General features: G+C 35.1%; 20 protein-coding genes. 16 read left to right on the forward strand and 4 right to left on the reverse strand.

What is annotated here, in order from left to right:
* The first annotated feature begins 131 nt into the window (after positions 1 to 131).
* From ACLTU0_RS05450 to ACLTU0_RS05465, 4 genes are all read left to right on the forward strand, one after another.
* Positions 132 to 344, forward strand: coding sequence for a transposon-transfer assisting family protein (locus ACLTU0_RS05450; RefSeq protein ID WP_022230675.1), 213 nt, complete (start codon positions 132 to 134; stop codon positions 342 to 344).
* A 3-nt stretch (positions 345 to 347) separates the two neighbouring features.
* Complete coding sequence (locus ACLTU0_RS05455; protein WP_412321607.1) at positions 348 to 2,414, forward strand: DUF3846 domain-containing protein; 2,067 nt, start codon at positions 348 to 350, stop codon at positions 2,412 to 2,414.
* Entirely contained in the window at positions 2,411 to 2,776 is a 366-nt protein-coding gene (locus tag ACLTU0_RS05460; RefSeq protein WP_118445735.1) for a cysteine-rich VLP domain-containing protein, read from the forward strand. Before ACLTU0_RS05455 ends, ACLTU0_RS05460 begins: the two co-directional genes overlap by 4 nt.
* Positions 2,777 to 3,237: 461 nt before the next feature.
* On the forward strand, positions 3,238 to 3,687 hold the full coding sequence (locus tag ACLTU0_RS05465) for a hypothetical protein (RefSeq protein WP_022230677.1): 450 nt from the start codon (positions 3,238 to 3,240) through the stop codon (positions 3,685 to 3,687).
* A gap of 32 nt (positions 3,688 to 3,719) precedes the next feature.
* Here ACLTU0_RS05465 and ACLTU0_RS05470 read toward each other — a convergent pair whose 3' ends face one another.
* The 4 genes from ACLTU0_RS05470 to ACLTU0_RS05485 all read right to left on the reverse strand — a co-directional run bounded on the left by ACLTU0_RS05470 (position 3,720) and on the right by ACLTU0_RS05485 (position 6,357).
* Positions 3,720 to 4,037 carry a hypothetical protein gene (locus ACLTU0_RS05470; RefSeq protein ID WP_022230678.1) on the reverse strand — a complete coding sequence of 106 codons (318 nt, stop codon included), beginning with the start codon at positions 4,035 to 4,037 and terminating at the stop codon, positions 3,720 to 3,722.
* The gene (locus tag ACLTU0_RS05475; protein WP_022230679.1) at positions 4,034 to 4,603 is read right to left on the reverse strand and encodes a hypothetical protein; all 570 of its coding nucleotides are present in this window, start codon (positions 4,601 to 4,603) and stop codon (positions 4,034 to 4,036) included. The genes ACLTU0_RS05470 and ACLTU0_RS05475 overlap by 4 nt, the downstream gene beginning before the upstream one ends.
* A 123-nt stretch (positions 4,604 to 4,726) precedes the next feature.
* Positions 4,727 to 6,067, reverse strand: coding sequence for a relaxase/mobilization nuclease domain-containing protein (locus ACLTU0_RS05480; protein ID WP_022230680.1), 1,341 nt, complete (start codon positions 6,065 to 6,067; stop codon positions 4,727 to 4,729).
* The gene (locus ACLTU0_RS05485; protein WP_412321608.1) at positions 6,028 to 6,357 is read right to left on the reverse strand and encodes a plasmid mobilization protein; all 330 of its coding nucleotides are present in this window, start codon (positions 6,355 to 6,357) and stop codon (positions 6,028 to 6,030) included. Before ACLTU0_RS05485 ends, ACLTU0_RS05480 begins: the two co-directional genes overlap by 40 nt.
* A 330-nt stretch (positions 6,358 to 6,687) precedes the next feature.
* On the opposite strand from ACLTU0_RS05485, the gene ACLTU0_RS05490 reads away from it, so the two are divergent.
* The 12 genes from ACLTU0_RS05490 to ACLTU0_RS05545 all read left to right on the forward strand — a co-directional run bounded on the left by ACLTU0_RS05490 (position 6,688) and on the right by ACLTU0_RS05545 (position 18,148).
* Positions 6,688 to 7,404 (forward strand): LytR/AlgR family response regulator transcription factor, encoded by a 717-nt coding sequence (locus ACLTU0_RS05490; protein ID WP_022230682.1) that lies wholly within the window; start codon positions 6,688 to 6,690, stop codon positions 7,402 to 7,404.
* On the forward strand, positions 7,404 to 8,678 hold the full coding sequence (locus ACLTU0_RS05495) for a GHKL domain-containing protein (RefSeq protein ID WP_178832156.1): 1,275 nt from the start codon (positions 7,404 to 7,406) through the stop codon (positions 8,676 to 8,678). The genes ACLTU0_RS05490 and ACLTU0_RS05495 overlap by 1 nt, the downstream gene beginning before the upstream one ends.
* A 90-nt stretch (positions 8,679 to 8,768) precedes the next feature.
* Positions 8,769 to 8,939: a hypothetical protein gene (locus ACLTU0_RS05500; protein ID WP_412321609.1), complete on the forward strand. Its 171-nt coding sequence runs from the start codon at positions 8,769 to 8,771 to the stop codon at positions 8,937 to 8,939.
* 3 nt (positions 8,940 to 8,942) lie between these two features.
* Positions 8,943 to 9,527 carry an accessory gene regulator ArgB-like protein gene (locus ACLTU0_RS05505; RefSeq protein ID WP_118446990.1) on the forward strand — a complete coding sequence of 195 codons (585 nt, stop codon included), beginning with the start codon at positions 8,943 to 8,945 and terminating at the stop codon, positions 9,525 to 9,527.
* A 669-nt stretch (positions 9,528 to 10,196) separates the two neighbouring features.
* Complete coding sequence (locus ACLTU0_RS05510; RefSeq protein WP_022230686.1) at positions 10,197 to 10,733, forward strand: hypothetical protein; 537 nt, start codon at positions 10,197 to 10,199, stop codon at positions 10,731 to 10,733.
* A 97-nt stretch (positions 10,734 to 10,830) separates the two neighbouring features.
* Positions 10,831 to 12,573, forward strand: a complete 1,743-nt coding sequence (locus ACLTU0_RS05515) for a hypothetical protein (protein ID WP_412321610.1) — start codon at positions 10,831 to 10,833, stop codon at positions 12,571 to 12,573.
* Positions 12,574 to 12,608: 35 nt separating this feature from the next.
* The gene (locus tag ACLTU0_RS05520; RefSeq protein ID WP_118446950.1) at positions 12,609 to 13,733 is read left to right on the forward strand and encodes an amidase domain-containing protein; all 1,125 of its coding nucleotides are present in this window, start codon (positions 12,609 to 12,611) and stop codon (positions 13,731 to 13,733) included.
* Positions 13,734 to 13,771: 38 nt separating this feature from the next.
* Entirely contained in the window at positions 13,772 to 14,398 is a 627-nt protein-coding gene (locus tag ACLTU0_RS05525) for a copper amine oxidase N-terminal domain-containing protein (RefSeq protein ID WP_022230688.1), read from the forward strand.
* A gap of 646 nt (positions 14,399 to 15,044) precedes the next feature.
* Positions 15,045 to 15,476: a sigma factor-like helix-turn-helix DNA-binding protein gene (locus ACLTU0_RS05530; RefSeq protein ID WP_022230689.1), complete on the forward strand. Its 432-nt coding sequence runs from the start codon at positions 15,045 to 15,047 to the stop codon at positions 15,474 to 15,476.
* Positions 15,473 to 15,709 carry a helix-turn-helix domain-containing protein gene (locus ACLTU0_RS05535; RefSeq protein ID WP_022230690.1) on the forward strand — a complete coding sequence of 79 codons (237 nt, stop codon included), beginning with the start codon at positions 15,473 to 15,475 and terminating at the stop codon, positions 15,707 to 15,709. The genes ACLTU0_RS05530 and ACLTU0_RS05535 overlap by 4 nt, the downstream gene beginning before the upstream one ends.
* 467 nt (positions 15,710 to 16,176) lie before the next feature.
* Positions 16,177 to 16,353, forward strand: a complete 177-nt coding sequence (locus ACLTU0_RS05540) for a hypothetical protein (protein WP_022230691.1) — start codon at positions 16,177 to 16,179, stop codon at positions 16,351 to 16,353.
* Between the two features lie 88 nt (positions 16,354 to 16,441).
* Entirely contained in the window at positions 16,442 to 18,148 is a 1,707-nt protein-coding gene (locus ACLTU0_RS05545) for a recombinase family protein (protein ID WP_022230692.1), read from the forward strand.
* Positions 18,149 to 19,105: the final 957 nt, after the last annotated feature.

The following is a 19,105-nucleotide window of genomic DNA, read 5'->3' on the forward strand; positions in this document are numbered from 1 at the left end:
GATTTATACAATGCCATAATTGCAGAACGGACAGCGAAAAAGCCATCAATCAAAAAGCAGCTTGCGGAAAACAAGGGTAAATCCGAACCGATGAAATCAAAAACACAACAACAAAAGGAGGATATTTTACTATGACATTTTCACAGGACGAAATAAATTTGATGTGTATTTATGATACATCTGATAAGACGGAGCTTTTAAAAGAGCTCCGTTTTTCTGTTCCGTACATTGAAGATACGGAATTAAAGGAAATTACGGAAACGGTTATTGACAAGCTGGAGCGTATGACGAATGATGAATTTTCTAAGCTGGAGCTTGAACCTGATATTGATATGGAGGATTAGCCTATGGCAGATGAAAAAGATTTTAGAGAGCCGGACGGTGCTACTCAGGATTACGAATTAGACGAAGTATTTGAACTTGCTTTTGAAATAGACGCATTTTTAAGAGCGCATAATTTGAAATACAGGACAAAATTTCCTATGGAACAAAGGCAGCGTGAAATACTTGCGGATAAAATGTTAGAAAGCGACACATTTTATATTAAACATCTCATATCTTCCGTATTGGGACACGAGGGCGACGCACTGATGAACCGCCTTAATGCTTATGAAACGGAATTTAGAAAAAATCAATATTCTGTCTATCATCTGAAATCGGATTATGACAAAAAATGCGGATATAGCTTAAAGTCTGAAAGAGAAAAAGGAAATTATATAAATAAGGATATGTATGAGATTGTTCGTTCCGAACCGCTTGAACAGTATAAAACGCCTATGGAAATAGACGTAGGCTTAATGATAAATAAAGCCGCCGGCGCTGCTGTTTATCAGCCTGATTTAAGGGATATTATCGTCATAAATTATGACGGTCAACAAAAGGCATATTTCAAAGGATTAAAGGAATATACAGAAGCTCCCGAATTTACAGGGGTTCATATAACATCGGCGGCATTAAATAATTATAAAGGTCTGACGGCTTTTCTCGGAAAAGACGGTAATGTTTATTTGGGAAAAAGTGAACGCAATCTATATAATTCCGAAAAAAAATCATTGCCGTTTTATAACAATTCGGATAATTCCTTAACCTTTATTTCCGATAATAAAAAAATGTTCTCTTTCCTATGCGGTTCTGGCTGGGTATTATCTCAATCTGAAATGATAGAAAACGGAGCTTTTACAAAAAGTGATTATCAGGAATTTGCGGAATTGCAAAAAGGTGTATTATCAAAATTTGAGCCCATACGGGAAATAACCTTTAATGGTGAACCGTTCAATTATCCCGATTACAACCGTAATATTGAACAGACAGCCGAAAAACAAAAAAATAAAAAAGGAGTGTTAAAAAATATGAATGACTATAAATTTGCAGCTTTTATCGTCAACCGTTCCGAATATGACAACGGAAACAGAGAAACAAGCGGTACGGAACTGTCTTTCCCGACAGACGCGGAAACGGTAAAGCGGACATTTGCAGAAATAGGCTTACCTGAAAACGCAAGCCCTGATACATACTTTTTTGATGATTACGCTTGCGGCAATGATGATTTAAAAAAGTGTTTAACTATGTATGAAAGCGTTGACGCGCTAAATTATTTTGCTATGCGTATATCGGAATTGGAAGATACTGAAATGACCGTTTTTCAAACCGCGCTTAAAGCCGGCGAATGTAAAAATATAACGGACGCAATAAATATTACATACAATATGGAGTATTATAATATTGTTGACAATATATCTAATTGGGCAGATTACGGAAAGTATATTGCACACCGAGATATGCTTGATGAAAGAAATATGAATTATGAAGAATACGGCAAACATCACGCATACGATCATGGCGGATATTTGCTTGACGGTATTGTCTTAGAAACAGGCTGGACGGAGTTTGACAAAGTGTATGACGGTAAAAACATACCTGACGAATATCGCGTTACCGTACCTACGGAGCCGCAAAAAATGACCGTTCTAATTGTGCCGCCTATGCAGGAGCCTTATATAAAGGAAATTTCGACAGGTCTTGAAGCCCTCCAGAAAGAGGTTGGCGGCAGAATTGAAGTTGTATATCCGTTTGCGGAGCCTGTCGGTCTTATTTGTAATGACGAGGGCAAAAATGAGAGAATGGAATTAAACCGTGCGCTTTATGACGCAGAGGATAATATGTACGATATTATCGCAGGAACATTTGTATTAGCAGGATTATCTGGCGACAACTTCGGCAGCCTTGATAAAGACCAGATAAAGCAGTTTTCAGAGCGTTTTGCTAAACCTGAAATGTTTATGAGAATTAACGGAAAAATAACGGCGGTCGAGGTCAAGCCCTCAATTAAAGCAAAGTTAGACAGATTGCAAAAGGAACAAAACAATACTGATAAGCCGCAGCCGCAGAAAAAGCCGCGTGAGGAAACGCTATGAGTGATATTATACGAATGACGCCCGAACAGGCGCGGCGGAGCCGAGCATTGATAAAAAATCAATGCTGTAATTATGACAACGGGAATTGTATTTTACTTGATGACGGCGAGCCTTGCGTCTGCCCTCAAAGTATTTCATATTCACTTAATTGTAAATGGTTCAGAACAGCGGTTTTGCCGAATGATAAGGAATTGTACATAAAGCTGATGAAGCCGAAGAACAGGAAAAAATGTACGGTTTGCGGTAATGAATATACGCCGACAGGGCGCAATTCAAAATATTGTGATAAATGCCGCCGAAAGATACGATTGCGTAAAGACGCTGAACGGAAAAGAAATAAGCGGTCTATGTCCGCATTTTAAGGGAATAAAACCGCATAAAATCAAGTGTTTCAAAGCCTAAAATTGATAAAGTAATGATAGCATATCAAATACCCTTAAAATAGGATTGAAAACGCGGACATTTTATATTAAATATAGATAGGAATAACTGTTATATTAGCCGTTATTCCTGTCTTATTTTTTTGATGTAAAAAGGTATTTACAATAATAGTAATTTATGATATATTTATAAATGCGAAAACAATTTTTATATTTATAGCTTTTTTTGCATACAATTTTTTTTGGCACGAAGAAAAACATTTTTATCATATGATAAAAATGCGTACTCTTTTTAATACTTTGTGCCATATGTTACAACGTATATTGGAAAGTATAAAAATTGTTTTCGCAGACAATAGAGTATCGCATTTTTTGTGCGTTGCCTCTATTGAAGCGACGCACTTTTATTATGCAATTTTATTTAATGAAAAGAGTTGTTACATATGGATTTAAAATCTACCCTATATCAAAAATTATCAGAACAAGATAAACAAAACATAAAAGAATTAACGAATAAATATAAAACATCTGATTATACATTAGCAGAAATTTTTAATGTAAAATCCGAAATCTACAAAAACATTCCGCTCTCACAACTTTGTTTGTCTGCAAGAGTCGTGTCTGCTATTATACGATTTAAAAATATTATTGATTTAGAAAAACTACTAAATTTGACTTTGCCGCAAATATGGGGAATAAAGAATTTGGGTGAAATTGGGATTAACGAATTAGTATTACTTATTCAAAAATATATAAATGACCATACTCCTAAAACGAAGAATAGTGTACAAAAGCCAACAAACGAAGAAATCCAAAATTTGCTCAATGCCATACATTCACAAGGACGTAGCGTAAGAGAAGTTACCGAGTTGTTAGAAAAGAATATTATATAGTCAAAGAGAAAAAGGAAGCATAACCGCTTTGGTTATGCTTCCTTTTGTAAATCCTTTTTGCATAACTCTATTGCTGCGTCTTTTTCTGCTTGTGTAAAAGTATAATCCAACCAATGCCAATTACCGTTAAAATCCACATAATACAGTTGTTTATCATATTCGGACGATATAACATATTTGTCCTCGTCAGCGTGATATGAAATCTCTATTCCAAAACAATCCTCTTTATAATACTTTCCGTCTATTTTCTTTGCTTGGGCTACATATTTGCTTGGAACATCAGTAACCAATATTGCGAAAACCTTTATATCGTCTAAATCATCACAATTATCTATTTCTTCAATTTTCATTTTACGGCAGCCTCCAATAACAATTTCCTTGCGACTGTAAACATTTCCATTCCGACAGCGGGAATATCTCGATAACAGGTATCAAGTGAAAATTGCTCGTCATAATTAAATGACGTGTCTGCTGATTGATAGATTTTCTCATAAGCCGTTTTTGTTGCAGTGTCAATATCCATACCGTTCTGAACCGCTGTAATCACATCTGCAATCAATACCTTTAATTCTTCCTCCGCTTTTGCGTATGCGTCAGGTCTTAACTGTTTATCCCTCATAACGCGGATTGCGTTCTGCGCTATTGGCGATAAGATACCGTAACCGTTACCGTCTGTCTGATTTGCCATTACAGCCTTGCGGATTTTTGTATTAGCATATCCGGCAGCTAATGTGTAACCGAGCTTGCCCGTCTGCACTTCATCAAGAATATCACCTACAATATTTTCAGTGATTTGGATTTGTGCTTCTGTCGCATTAAGCGGCGCGCTTTCTCTTGGAATCGGGGCGGCAAACGCTGTTGTCGCTGTCGCTGATAATGCAGCGATTAGTGTTAGTGTAATAATTTTCTTTTTCATAGTGAAAACCTCCTGAAATTAAAATATATTTTCTCTATACTAATTATATCACTTACTATATGCCGCGCCCAGCCGGAAAAGCGCACAAGGTTTTAACATCAGCCTGTATAAAACGCCGAATGACTATTCTATCTGATTTTCTCTTGTCGGTTCGCTCCTTTGCGGAGTGTGCAGCATAGCGTCAACATTAGCTTTTACAATATCAATTTCGGACACCTCTTTTTTCGCTTTTCTGTAATCGGTATATAATTTCTGCCGCTGCTCCTCTAATTCCATACGCTGAACATTTACGCTTTCAAGCGTCGGTAATTTTCTATCGGTCTGCTCCTGCGATAAATATTTATGAGAAGCCTTAAATAAAATAATTTCCCGTTGGTGTTCCTTTTCAAACTTTGCCTTGTTATTCGACTTGACATATTTATCATATACAGGACGGAGCGCCTTATATGTGCTTATATGCTTTCGTAAAATATTTATGTCGTTCAAATTCCGTTCAACTGATTTGAACTTGTCGGCGGTATCGTCAAACTGTTTGCACGTTTCATCAATACGGCTTTCCAATTCCGAATAGCTGTTTATATTATGCTCGGTCAAATAATTAAGCGTCTTTGAAGCCTGTTTAAGATTATTGATTTTAGCCCAATGCTCGTAGCCCTTGCTTTCTTGCGCCTTAATGCAATTCTGAATATCAATAATAAGGCTGATACGGTTATCACGAATAATCGGCTTGCGTTTGCGCGATTTTTCAATCCGTTTTGTAATTCCCTCAACACTGTATCTTTCGCCCAGCGTTTGAGCTTTCAGACGTATAAACCGTTCCTGCCCTTTGGCGCGGACAGATATATATTGACCTCGTTTTATCTCATAGCCCTGTAATTCCATAAGACGCAAAAAATCCTCAAAATCTTTTACTTGCGGAATTATCTTGTCAATCTCGGTTTTCAGTTTCGCCCTCCAGCTTGTCGGTTTATTCTCATACTTGGTATTTTTATTTTTCCTTTCAGCGTTTGGTTCGACAACGGATAATCCGTATTCCTTGCATAGTCTGTCATTTATGCGGCGTGAATGGTTATACCACTTTTCATTGATGTGGATATGCTTGTAATCAACAAAACTGACGTCATTACAAATTATATGATTATGAATATGTCCCTTGTCAATATGCGTTGTCAAAATGTATTCAAATTTACCGCCCAGCAGTTCATCAGCGAAACGCTTTCCGATTTCGTGAGCCTGTTCGGGTGTGGTTTCACCCGGCGAAAATGCCTGTATGATATGACGCGCGAGATGTTCTCCCTTATTATATGCGTGTTCTCTTGTGCAATCAAATTCAATATCTGCAATTTCAGGAGTACAGGCGTATGCGTGAACAAGCAGCTTTGCGTCTGTCTTATCGGGATTTAAAATATAGTCAATGGCTTTTCTTAGGGTAGTGTCAATAGTATGGTTCGTTGTAATTGCCATATTTTATTTAACCTTTCTTGAATTTCCTTTATATCTTCCTCATAAATGGAGCCAGTTTCATTTACGCGCTTTGCAATTTGATTTATATTAACGCCGATAGAATGTAATTCCTTGTTCATTTCCTTAATGTTGGTTGTGTCAGTATAAATAATTAAACCGTCAATCGCCATTTCCCGTAAATACGCGCCTATCTGTCGTGTCGGTAGCTGCGCCATTTTCTGCTCAATTAACTGTTTTTCTTCTTCTGTTACTCTGAATTTGATTTGAATATTTCTTTTTCGCTTTTCCATATATTTACCTCCGTTTTTTATCTGGGTTTGGGATTTGTTCCCAAAATATTTTTTGTGACTTTTGCAAGGCATAGACAAACAAAAAATCGCCGTTCGGGTACCCGGCGGCTTTGCTTGCTGGTAGCAAAAACCCCTTATATATGGGTAACAAATAAAAATAAGTTTTTCTGCACATCTTTAATGAAAATATAGCAAAACAGTGTAAAAATCTTGACAATTTATAGCTTTTATAATAAAATTTATTTATTGTGATTGTGTTGTAATATACATAAAGATATTACGAATTTACTGAAAAATATTTTTAATTTACATTGAAAGTGAGATGAAATAATGACACTGTGTATAGCTTTATGTGATGATGATAAAATAGCCTTAAATAATGAGTTAAGGCTTATAAAAGATGTTTTAAATGAAAAGAAAATAAAACACTCAATCGACATTTTTAGTTCACCGCAAAAGTTGTTACAGTCCGACACTGTCTATGATATTATATTTTTAGACATTGAAATGGCTGAAATGGACGGTATTAGTTTAGCTGAAAAAATAAGTATAACAAATAAAAGCTGTTTATTCTTTTTTGTAACCAATTACGAAGCATATTTTGATAATGCGTCTAATGTGCGACCGTTCAGATTTTGGACAAAACCAATAGACAGGCGCCGCTTGGTCTATGGAATTGACTCAGCTATACAGGAGCTATACAAAAATAATCAATTCATCAATGTAATGGTAAATTCGGAAAACATACAAATATTTATCAGTAATATTATTTACATATATGTTCAAAACAAGAAAACACATATTATAACGACCAAAGGTGAAATTATTGTAAGTATTCCGTATCAGACGGTTTTTGAACAAGTAAAAGATTACACAAATTTTTTTGAGCCTTTTAGGGGATATTGTATAAATTTCAGTTATATAAAAAGATATGGCAAAGATAAAATCTATTGCGGATATAGGGAGACAGAATATGAAATATATTTGTCGCGGCGTAAGCAAGAGGATTTTCAAAAAAACTTTGCTAAATGGATTGGAGAAAAATAATGCGGATTGATTTAGGAATGGTATTAGCAATAATATTTGAATATATAATTTTTATTTATTATGCTGACACTTTATTTTACAGAAAAAGAAATAAGTATCTTTGTTATGCAATAATTGCATTAGTTTATATTGCTGATTTGTTTATATGTGCACGCGGAAAGATAGTTGTAAATACTTTAACTTTTGTTGTAATACACCTTGTTATTTTTGGCGTATGTTATCGCATTAGCTGGAAAAGCGCATTGTTTCAAAGTATTTTACTCGCGGCTATAACTTCGGCGTGTGAATTTTTAGTTATATTTATTCCATATATTAGAATTATACCTGACAATACCATAGCAATGACATCTTCACAGTCGCTTATATTGACATTTGCAAGCAAACTCTTATATTTAATTGGAATAATGATAATAAGCCGCGTATTCTGCAAAAAACAGAAAAATGTACAAGCTACCTCTCTTGGACTTTTATCTATTCCTATTTTGACTGTTATTATAATTATGCTTGTGATGAAAGTCAATACAACATCACACTTATTGTCATTGGTGTGCTTCATACTAATAATAATGAATATTATTATTTTTGCAATAAATCAAAAATTGATGATAATGGAAACAGAGAAAGCAGAGTTGGAAGCTCAGCAATTAAAAGAAAAATTTGATTATGACGAATATATGATGTTAAAAGAAAATAATCAGCAAGCCTCAATACTTAATCACGATTTCAAAGAACATATAGGTGCTTTAAGCTCTTTAATCGGAGCTGATAATGAAACCGCTCAGGAATATATAAAATCTATTTGCGGCAAATTTTCTCAGCCTAAATTTATTGAATATTCAGATAATAAAATCTTAAATGTGCTTTTATCTAAGAAGAAAGAAGAATGTGAAAATCAAAATATACAATTTTTGATAGATCCCATACGAGCCGAGCTGTCGTTTTTTAACGATATGGATATTGTAACTATATTTTCTAATTTAATAAATAATGCTATGGAAAGCTGCGCCCATTCATCAGAGAAAAAAATTTATTTGAATATACATACTGAAAATCAAAATTTTATAGTTATAAAGATAGAAAATACATCAGATATAGAGCCTATTGTAATAAACGGCAGACTAAAAACTCACAAGGATAATGCGAAGCTGCACGGTATAGGAATGAACAGTATCAGCAGAGCATTATCAGCTTATAATGGTTCTTTGGATTGGAAATATAACAAAGAACAAAAGATATTTTCCACAACGATAATAATACAAAATTTAACCGCTTAGGCAAATATACGACCGCTTAGGCAATTTGGGTTGACTTAAATAACATTATTTGCTAAAATAATTTCATCAAAAGAGAAGGAGGAATTTACTATGCTATTAAGTAGAGTAAAAAAGTTGTGTCAAAAAGGAGCGTCATTTGCAATCAAGGCATTGCCTGTTATTGTACCTGCATTTCTTCTTTTTCACACAAACTCAATCTGCTGTATTGTAAACGGTCAGCCGACGCCGCCGAACAGCATAAAAAAGTACAGAAAGTTTTAAGCTATGATACATAAAATTTCAGAGAAAGCAATTATGTATGCAATCCTCAATAACTACATAAAACAGGAACAATATGACGAATATGTATATGCCCTTGAAATTATCTTAAATATATTGATTACAGATATTACTATGATAATTATAGGACTTGCTATGGGTATGATATGGGAATGTATTTTATTCTGGCTCGTATATAAAATCTTGCGTAAATATTGCGGAGGGTATCATTTCTCAACATCGCTGAAATGTTATTTATCATCTTGCATTATGTGTCCGGTTGTATTGGCAGTTGTAAGGTATGTTCCGTACAGTATGACCGTATGGGGCTTGCTTACCTTAACAGCGCTGATAATACTTTCTATTCTTTCACCTGTTGAAGCGGCGAACAAGCCGCTTGACGAAAAAGAACAGCGGATATTCGGAATAACGGCGAGAATTTTAATAATCATAAGTGCGGTATGCTGGAGTGTAACAGCCATAGTCTTTCGTCAGCTTATATTATCTAAAATCATATCGCTTAGTATTATAAGTGTTGCTGTGTTTGTTATAGCCGGTAAAATGTATTTAACTGTACGAAAACACAATTAAGAATTACCCTTATCCAAAAAAGGATAAGGGTAATTTTTTGTCAAATTTTAACCGCTGGGGCAAATATACGACCGCTTAGGCAAAAGCTATTGACATCAAAATTTTCCTGCCGTATAATGCAGATATAAGCAAAACAGCTTATTATATATCCCCTCACAACCAATCACAATATAGTATTCAATACTATGGGATATATGGTAAATTGTTTATGATTTATAAACAGGGATTGAGTACATACGAAACGGTGCATTGTCTGATACGGACAGTTTGTAAAATCTGAATATGCGCGATAAATGCTATTTCTCAATGTTAGTTTAGTGAGCTTATCACATAGGGGCAAACCCGATATTTTGATGTTGCAGAAAAGCATATATCAAGCCGGCAAAATGATACGCGTATCGGCATAGGACGGTCTTATGGATTTTCTGTATGGATAATGCAAAGTTTCAAAAACAAAAAAAACAAATATAATGCTGATTTTATGTTAGACATAAAACAAGAGATACCCTCAATCTTAAATCTACGCACGCAAGCCTGATTAAAGATAAATAGAGTACCTCTCTTATTACCTCAGTATATACAAATTCCTTTGATTTGTCAAGTGATGTATAAGAGCTTGTTTTATGAAAGCAGGCGAATTGGCGTTATGACAAGAAAGGACGATTTATTATGAAATTGAGAAAGATTATTACAATGGGTTTGGCTGCTATTATGGCAGTATCGGCTATGAGCATTTCGGCATTTGCGGCAAACATTCCTATGCGTTCTGAAGTGGACACAAAAGCTGCATCAGCGGATAACCCAGTAACCTATCGTACCGAAGACGGAATAAAAATCACGATTTATGACCCTAATATATCGCTTGATTTTGCAGAAAAAGAAGAGCCGGAAATCGCATTAGCTAATGCGAGCGGAAGAGTTTATATTCCTAATATCCAAACAGGAGTAGGAAATAAGACAAACTCTTTCTCTGCTGACGGCAATAGCATTGTAAAATTTGGACTTTCAATATGGGAAGGCGGTCCTAAATACAATGTAGCATTATACAATTCAAAAAATGTTTGCTTGGCAGTAGCTGAAGATGTCCCTAAGAGCAGCGAGGGTACACTTGATGGTACAGGAAGTGACGGGGATTATTACTTTAGAGTAAGCACATACTACACCGCAGGTAATGCCTCATATTACGCATATACTATTTCAAAATAATACAACAGTTTATGGAGTATGCTTGTAAAGAGCATACTCCATTTTAATTAAATATATGTTCTCTAAATTTTAGAGAGTGTGAGATTATTTGATTTTGATGAAAGCAACAAAAATACTTATTATTTATTCATTGATATTTATATTGTTAAACTCTACCATAGTTCTTGCTGAACAGCGTAATGGAATATATGAACCATTAGACTATCTAAATGACAATACGCCACTCAGTATTGCCATTCCGTCAAGCAATGCGTGGAAAACGGAAATAGCAGCGTCAGAAATCAATTCGGAGTGGAACGACAACGACGAATTCAGCATTGTCAATTTTGACAATGCCGATATGTCATTTGATAATAACAATGTTTTGACAATGACTTTTAATAATGTTGACTATGAAAATGGAAACCTTGTTGTTTTACTGTTCCATAACAAAACCAAAGACGAATATTCGGCATTGCAGATTGATTTTTCAGAAACAGGCATACCCACTTTTCAATCTGAAATCCAACGCGACAGAGTTATGAAAAACAGCCTTAGCCGTTCGGGTTCAATTATTGTTGACGACAATATCCCCGACGGTGTAAATGACGCAAAACAGGAATACAACAAAAATGTTGAGCCTCCTATGGATATTGTCTTAGCGGACAGTCAGGGCGCAGAATATAATCCTGTTCCGTACACGGACGCAGGCAGCCGCCAATCGACAACCACATCATCAACAAAGTTTTATGTTTATAACGCTAACGGTATAAAACAGGATAATTTGACAGCAAATGAACCGTTCTATGCTATTCAATACCTGTCAAAGAACAGAAAAACAAATTGGTATGTGGCGCAGTCTAATGACGGAACGGTGGTATTTAAGTACGAGCCATACAATACAAGTAAATTTTATTTGTTTCAATTCGGCAATTTCTACGGAACGGCAACAACAGCCGCAGAGGTTAAGGATTGGACTTCTTATGCTTTATATTCCCATTCCGTAAGAGCAGACGGCGTTTACGGCAGCAATACAAGCGGCAGAAGCGAGCCTCAGCCGTATTCTCATTCTTATTCATCAGCGATAAGAGCGCCGGAAGTGTGGGCGTTAGAGGGTAATACAGGCGCATATGTTTATAAAAAGTCAATAAGCTATGACGGCTACAAGTCAATGTCCTCAAAAGTTCTGCTTTCTCAGGCAAAATTGAAATTTGACAGCGATACACCTACAAACGCATATATCTATATGTCCTCTAACAGTAATCATTCATCAGGTGCGATTGCTTGTGACATAGGCTTGATAGGTGCGCCTGCAAATAACGGTGGCTGGTATCTGATAGCAAGCCGAAACAATAATAACAGCAATACCACATCATCAGCCGGAATGAAAACCTTTTACAGTTCCCCCATTGTGCAGTCAACATTAGTAAACGGCGAATACAGACCGAAGCATGATATATATTTATACTATACATACGGCGACGGAACGGTATATTGTCAGGTGCAGAATGTAATAACGGGAGTAGCGCAAGAGGGATATGTGGACGATTACAGATTTAACACATCAGCGCCTAACATCTGTCTTATGACAGGTACGTCATTAGTTCCCGATATTTACGATAGTACGGGAACGCAGACGGCAGGCGATATAAAATGCGGCGCATATTTAAAAAATGTAATCTGGAGTGAAAATAAAATTTATAAGCAATCTTTATGGAAAGGTACAGCGTACAGCTTCGCAGGTAATAATTCATCTACCACAAATTATTTACTGACATACGACAGAGATAATGCAAGCTGTACCGCTACAAGCGACAGAGATACTATAAACATTTTTTATGACGCTGCATATGAACAATAATAACAAGATAAGTTAAGAGAAAGGAATGTTTTACTATGAAAATCAAAAATTTAATAACAATAGCTTTAGCTGCTATTATGTCAGTTTCAGCTATGAGTATTCCGACATTTGCCGAGAATAATACAACGATTGACGAACAGCTTTTTATCGACACAGCAAAGGACGCAATATATGATTATATTGTAGAACGCGGTGAAGAATATTATACTATATCAGACGTATCATTTAATGACGGTGATATAAAATATGAATCCGATAATAAAGTTTCGTTTGAAACAACCGCTACTATTAGACAGAAGTTAAAGGCTTCTGACGTTGAAGAATTACCATATATTCAGGGTTATTTGAATGCGGCGGGCATATCATCATATGCGGATATTCAAAAAAGTACAGATGTTTCATCTGTATTAAATGAAAATGCAACAGTATTAAATGCAGAACGCGTTTTAAAAGTAATAAGCGACAGAGTAGACGCAGTAAATGAGTATATCGGCGAAGAAACAGAAATAAGTATGGATTTTTATGTTTCAATAAATCCGCAGACAGCAATTACAAAAGATAATATACAGCTTAATTGTATAGATAGCTTGGGTAATATAGTCAGCACAGATGAATACTTACTTCCAACATATGAAACAATGTACCAATCAGGCGCAGAAGAATTAACAGCAACCATAGAGGAAATCAGCTCAACAGTTGAACCTATGAAAAATGTTGATAATTGGAGTAATTATAACAGAATAGCAGCCCGTGATTATGCTCGGAAATGGTGGGGCCCGTACACAAGTAATTATAATCCGGCATATAATAATTATGTAGGTAAGGGCGGTGATTGTGCAAACTTTGTTTCTCAGTGCGTATATGCTGGTGGAGTGCCTATTCACGGTGGCTGGAGCCCTGACTCTGTTGCGTGGATAAACGCAGCGTCTTTAAAAAATAATATGTTGCAGTATGGATATGCAACAAAAGAGGACGCTTGGGAAACTAATGCTGGAAATTTCGCTTATACTACGGCGGGACAAGGACATATTGTATTGGTAACTCTTAATGACACTGTAACACTTGCATATACAGCGCACACAACAAATTGTAAAGACCAACCATTTACTCAGGCTAATATCAATGGCGGATATTCATTCTATATTATAAAGAATTTTTAATTTTATGATAAGTTATAAGTAAAGAAAGAGAGGTTTTTATGAAAAAGGTAATTTTAGGTTTAATAATTGGTATAGTTATATCGACGGGCACAATATATGCAAAACAGATAAATGACACAATAGAGATTGCGTATAATAACATTAAAATATCAGTTTTCGGACAAGAGTGCATTCCGAAAGATACGGACGGAAATATTGTTGAACCATTCATATATGAGGGTACAACATATGTCCCTATTAGAGCTATTTCACAGGCCTTTGGAAAACGTGTGGATTGGAATGACGAAACAAAAACCGTTGAAATCTGCCAACCATTTTCCTATCAAGAAGTTATGAAAGCTCAAGATGTAATTAAAACATTTTTTGATGATTTTGCAGAAAATAATTATACTGAAATGAAAAAAGTTCTTAGCGAGCCATTTTCTCAATATGATATTTCTAATGGTGTATATGGTATGAAATCAGCCACATTATCGGGAATTGAGTATATAGAAGAAAGTTCAGATTGGTCTACTGATACATTGATTTTTAATTGCACTTTCGATAATGTGGAGTTTACTCCTAACGCAAGTAATAATAATGGGAATAACAAAGGAGCTTGTTATATATTAGTTCATAAAGATAGAGATACATACACTATAAGTAATTTTGTTTCTGGACTTTAAAATACTTTGAGGATAAAACCTCAATATTTTTCTTATACAGAATAACTTATTTACAAAATCAATATAATATGGTACAATATGGTTACTTTTATAATGTTTTTGTAATAAGGAGTGAACAGCGTACAGCCACAATGTGTGGATTGTCAAAAATTTATGCGCTATTATAGGATTATAGGGACTAATAAAAAGTCGGACTTGTCAAAAAAATTTGTTTGATAGGTTCGGCTTTTTTAGTTTCTAATGCGAAAAATGACCGTTTAAGACTAAATAATATAGAAAGCGTAATATTATGTGTATTTATGACAGATAGTATTATGCTTTTTTCTTTTTATACGGCAATGCTAAATATATATCAAAATTTTTTTGGGTATCTTTACGAAAAATCGTTCATTCAATATTATAAATCGTTTTTTTGTTTTATTATATCAAAAGTGTATGAATTATATCTTTTTGTTTCGATAAATAAAATGATATGTTTTTTTATAAGACCTCCGCCCGATATGCTTGATTTTTCTTACAAACTTTTTGCTAAAATACAGAGAATTTTTATTAAATGTTTTTTCTGAAAACAAGCAGAAATTTATCTAATTATTTGTTCCCCATATGAGGGATAAAAAATCAGTTTTCGGTGTTAGGAGTTAAAACTATGAGAGAATTTTCAGAACAGGACAAGCAGCGCATATCAAAACAATTTTGTTCCTTTTGTTGCAGCGTCCTAAAAAATGAAGCAAACAATATAAGAGCTGAATATAAACACTATGCAGATTTGGAAATGGATTTTAGTTTCCTAAGTGACAAGGAACAGGCAGAATTATATACATTTGATTGCTATTTTGTAACCGATAATGTTTTCAATGTATGTGATATTCGTATCATAGTATCTAACAATATGTTGGCAGAAGCTATAAACAAACTTCCTTGTGATTTAAGAGATATTGTTTTACTATCATACTTTGCAAATATGCCTGATATAGAAATAGCAAAACAGCTTGATTTAAGCTATTGGATTGTTTTTCGGGCGCGCATACGCGCATTAAAACGATTAAAGGCAATTATCAGTACGGAGGGCATTAAGTGAAAAAAACTTTATCAGACATTCCTTTTTCAATAATCGAAAAAGCAATAAATGAAGACATAGAAGCCATTGATTACATACTTGCTCATTATAGAAATTACATAATTCGTTTGTCTACGAGAGTTGCCCGTGATGAAAATAATAATGAATATATGTATGTAGATGATGATATGCGTTCAAGACTTGAAAGTAAACTAATTTATAGTATTATAAAAAAGTTTAAAATCTTGTCTTAAAATAATGCGGGGTGCTTTAAGCACTCCGTAAAGTACACGATTTATCCGATATAAACGCATTATATCTCTAATGCGCTTATATGGGCTAAAATCCCCTTTGTTCTTTGACAACTGAATAATCCAATCATCAAATACTTTCTTTCCGAGCAGGAGCCGGCGGCTCGCCGTAATGAATGTAACAGCTTCTACCATACAAACAGTATGCCGAGTACGGACGTTTTACATTTTAGCGATAAGACCGTCAATAACTATCGGCTTGCAACCGATACGGCCACGATTGACGAAAAGTATAATGATACTCCCGCCTTGAACGCGTCACTGCATTGGGTGGCTGGACGAGAACCGTGCAGGGGTGAAATTCCCGTGATACTGATTAGCTATCAGTAGTTTGATGATTGTTTGAGTGATTGGGTTATTACTCTCGGTAGGTGGATTTAACATAAAATATTTATGGAGGTTCACTATTTATGAATGACACTACTCAAAACTTAGAACACAAAAATATTTGTAATAAAAAATCCCTTGACGCTGAAATTACATATCAAGTCAATGGAACCTCATTTGTTGTACAACCGATATTCAAAGAGAAATCTTTCGAAACATTAGGCTCTGTTTTATTACGGCTTATGACATCAAGCGAATAAAATTTTTAAAACAGGCTGACAGACGGTTAAAAGCGCGGTATAATATAAATGTAATACTGTTTATTTGACTGTCTGAAAGGAGGAAATAATGAAGCGGTCAAATAACAAACAAAAAGAAATGACAGCGGCTTTATATGTTCGTTTAAGCCGTGATGATAACTTAGAGGGCGATAGTTACAGTATAGGCAACCAAAAGAAATTACTAACCAAAATTGCAAAGGAAAAAGGCTATACAAATTTATTGATATTTTGCGACGACGGTATTTCGGGCGTTACAATGGAACGTCCCGGATATAAAGCTATGATTGAAGCGATAGAAAACAATAAAATTTCAGCCGTCTTTGTAAAAGACCTTTCAAGATTGGGACGTAATTATATTGAGGTCGGCAGACTTACGGAAGAATTTTTCCCTGAATATGATATACGGCTTGTTGCTGTTTCTGATAATATAGATACACAAGAGGGCGAAAATGAGCTTGCGCCAATAAAAAATCTTTTTAATGAATGGTATGCGCGCGATATTTCAAAAAAACGCCGTATCAGTAACAAGATAAAGGGTAATGCGGGCGAACCGCTCGGACTTCCCCCGTATGGATATATCAGAAATCCTGACGGAAAGAATTGGATTGTTGATGAAGAAGCCGCAAAGGTAGTCAAACATATTTATGATATGGCGCTTGGCGGTTTAGGTACAGACCAAATCGCTTGCAGGCTGGAGGAAGAAAAAATCCTTACTCCTGTAAACTATTGGTATAGTAAAGGGATAAGCCGTCCGGGCTTGAAAAGCTCTCAGGAATATCCTTATAAATGGCACCACTCAACAATTATCAATATACTTTCCAAACAGGAGTATTGCGGTGATGTGATAAACTTTAAAACCTATTCTAAGTCATACAAAAATAAAAAGCGTTATGAGAATGACAAAGAGAATTGGGCGATATTTAAAGATATTCACGAACCAATTATAGACCGTACCGTTTGGGAAAAGATACAGGAACGCCGAAGCAGACGAACACGCAAAAAGCCAGTAACAGGCGAAGATAAGAATATGTTTTCGGGATTGCTGGTATGCGCGGACTGCGGAAGCAAACTCGGTTATCATTTCAATCAGGCTAATCACGATATAACCTATTTTAATTGTATGGGATATAACAGGGGCAGCAGAAAAATATGTACCTCAACACATTATATCCGTACTGATTTTTTAGAGCAGGTTGTACTCGGTGAAATCAAACGCTTAATGAAATTTGCCACTCTATATGAAAATGAATTTGCTAAAATTGTTATGGGAAATTCGATTAAAACGGCAGAGCAGGAACGACGCTCCAAACAAAAGGAACTTAACTCCTTGCTTGCGCGTGATAAAGAGCTTGACTTACTTTTTGAAAAAATTTATGAGGATAACACTCTTGGACGCATAAGCGACGACAGATTTTCAAAATTGTCTGTAAAATATGAAACAGAACAAAAAGAAAATGAAGTAAAAATCAATGAACTTCAAGCGGAGCTTGATAATGAACAGAATAGAGCTGTTACAAGCGATATGTTTTTATCTTCTGTTCGTAAATATACAAGGGCAAGGAAACTGACACCGAGAATGTTAAACGAATTGATTGACAAGATAGAAGTATATCAGGCTGAAAAAATAGACGGTAAAAAGGTACAGCGGCTTAAAATTCATTATAACTGTATCGGAGCTATTGAAATACCTGATTTAAGTAAATTACCTGAAAATAACGTATCAGTACATACACGTCAGGGCGTAAATGTTCAGTATGCTGCGCTTGCCGTATGAACACAAAAAAAGAATGTCCTTATTGGTTCAAGTCCAATAAGGACACTCGGTATGGTTGCGGAGACTGGACTTGAACCAGCGACCTTCGGGTTATGAGTTATAAGGCTCTTGTTTTGTTATATTATACCAGCTTATAAAACGGCTTAAATACTACACTTTCACATCATATACAATTTATTACATTATACTATTTTTATTATTTCCCAAGTTTTTAGGGGGAAATTTTAGGGGAAAAATCAAAAGGAATTAAGAGGAATTTAAAGAAACAAAAACACTTATTTTTTATATCTATTACACATAAGTGACTGACGTGTAATGAAACCAACTTTTTTCTTGTGCATATACTTGTAGGAACTAAATCGAATGTATTACACACAATACAGGGTTATGTGTAATAATATTAAAGACTTTTTCCAGCGGCGGAATACCCTTTTTTAAAAGCGACTATACATAAATGTCTAACGTATAATGAAAAGCCTTTTTTCTTGTGCATATATTTGTAGGGATTAGACCGTTCGCATTATACACAATAGCACATTATGTATAATAGACATCAAAGTCTTTTTTTTATTCTATCACGAACGGCTTACACTCTGCCACCGATTACCTTACAACGCATACAAAGGCATAAAAAAATAATCAGACTATGCCCCATATAGCAAGGCTTATCAAGAAAAAAATTAAAAATATTTATTACATACAAAGGGTGTAGGGGGTACTAAAATTGTCTAACTATACTATGCCATAGACCGTAGCCATAACCTTACGCATATGCACGCAAGTTTAGGCAAGGGGGTTAGACTGTTAAATTTTACATTTTTAAAGATTAAATTTACTTCTTACAGATTTTCACCGTCAACGGAAAAACCGTCAACGGAAAAACCATCGACGGAAAAACCGTCAACGGAAAAACCGATAACGGAAAAACCGATAACGGAAAAACCGATAACGGAAAAA

It is taken from the genome of Hominilimicola sp., from assembly GCF_046972485.1.
Taxonomy (GTDB): Bacteria; Bacillota; Clostridia; order UBA1381; family UBA1381; genus Hominilimicola; species Hominilimicola fabiformis.

Excerpts from the sequence above, each read along its gene's own strand:
- ACLTU0_RS05515 (WP_412321610.1), top strand. The coding sequence starts at position 10,831 with ATGAAAGCAACAAAAATACTTATTATTTATTCATTGATATTTATATTG.
- ACLTU0_RS05475 (WP_022230679.1), bottom strand. The coding sequence starts at position 4,603 with ATGAAAAAGAAAATTATTACACTAACACTAATCGCTGCATTATCAGCG.
- ACLTU0_RS05520 (WP_118446950.1), top strand. The coding sequence starts at position 12,609 with ATGAAAATCAAAAATTTAATAACAATAGCTTTAGCTGCTATTATGTCA.
- ACLTU0_RS05540 (WP_022230691.1), top strand. The coding sequence starts at position 16,177 with ATGAATGACACTACTCAAAACTTAGAACACAAAAATATTTGTAATAAA.
- ACLTU0_RS05460 (WP_118445735.1), top strand. The coding sequence starts at position 2,411 with ATGAGTGATATTATACGAATGACGCCCGAACAGGCGCGGCGGAGCCGA.
- ACLTU0_RS05480 (WP_022230680.1), bottom strand. The coding sequence starts at position 6,067 with ATGGCAATTACAACGAACCATACTATTGACACTACCCTAAGAAAAGCC.
- ACLTU0_RS05450 (WP_022230675.1), top strand. The coding sequence starts at position 132 with ATGACATTTTCACAGGACGAAATAAATTTGATGTGTATTTATGATACA.
- ACLTU0_RS05500 (WP_412321609.1), top strand. The coding sequence starts at position 8,769 with ATGCTATTAAGTAGAGTAAAAAAGTTGTGTCAAAAAGGAGCGTCATTT.
- ACLTU0_RS05495 (WP_178832156.1), top strand. The coding sequence starts at position 7,404 with ATGCGGATTGATTTAGGAATGGTATTAGCAATAATATTTGAATATATA.
- ACLTU0_RS05490 (WP_022230682.1), top strand. The coding sequence starts at position 6,688 with ATGACACTGTGTATAGCTTTATGTGATGATGATAAAATAGCCTTAAAT.
- ACLTU0_RS05505 (WP_118446990.1), top strand. The coding sequence starts at position 8,943 with ATGATACATAAAATTTCAGAGAAAGCAATTATGTATGCAATCCTCAAT.
- ACLTU0_RS05545 (WP_022230692.1), top strand. The coding sequence starts at position 16,442 with ATGAAGCGGTCAAATAACAAACAAAAAGAAATGACAGCGGCTTTATAT.
- ACLTU0_RS05465 (WP_022230677.1), top strand. The coding sequence starts at position 3,238 with ATGGATTTAAAATCTACCCTATATCAAAAATTATCAGAACAAGATAAA.
- ACLTU0_RS05530 (WP_022230689.1), top strand. The coding sequence starts at position 15,045 with ATGAGAGAATTTTCAGAACAGGACAAGCAGCGCATATCAAAACAATTT.
- ACLTU0_RS05455 (WP_412321607.1), top strand. The coding sequence starts at position 348 with ATGGCAGATGAAAAAGATTTTAGAGAGCCGGACGGTGCTACTCAGGAT.
- ACLTU0_RS05470 (WP_022230678.1), bottom strand. The coding sequence starts at position 4,037 with ATGAAAATTGAAGAAATAGATAATTGTGATGATTTAGACGATATAAAG.
- ACLTU0_RS05525 (WP_022230688.1), top strand. The coding sequence starts at position 13,772 with ATGAAAAAGGTAATTTTAGGTTTAATAATTGGTATAGTTATATCGACG.
- ACLTU0_RS05485 (WP_412321608.1), bottom strand. The coding sequence starts at position 6,357 with ATGGAAAAGCGAAAAAGAAATATTCAAATCAAATTCAGAGTAACAGAA.
- ACLTU0_RS05510 (WP_022230686.1), top strand. The coding sequence starts at position 10,197 with ATGAAATTGAGAAAGATTATTACAATGGGTTTGGCTGCTATTATGGCA.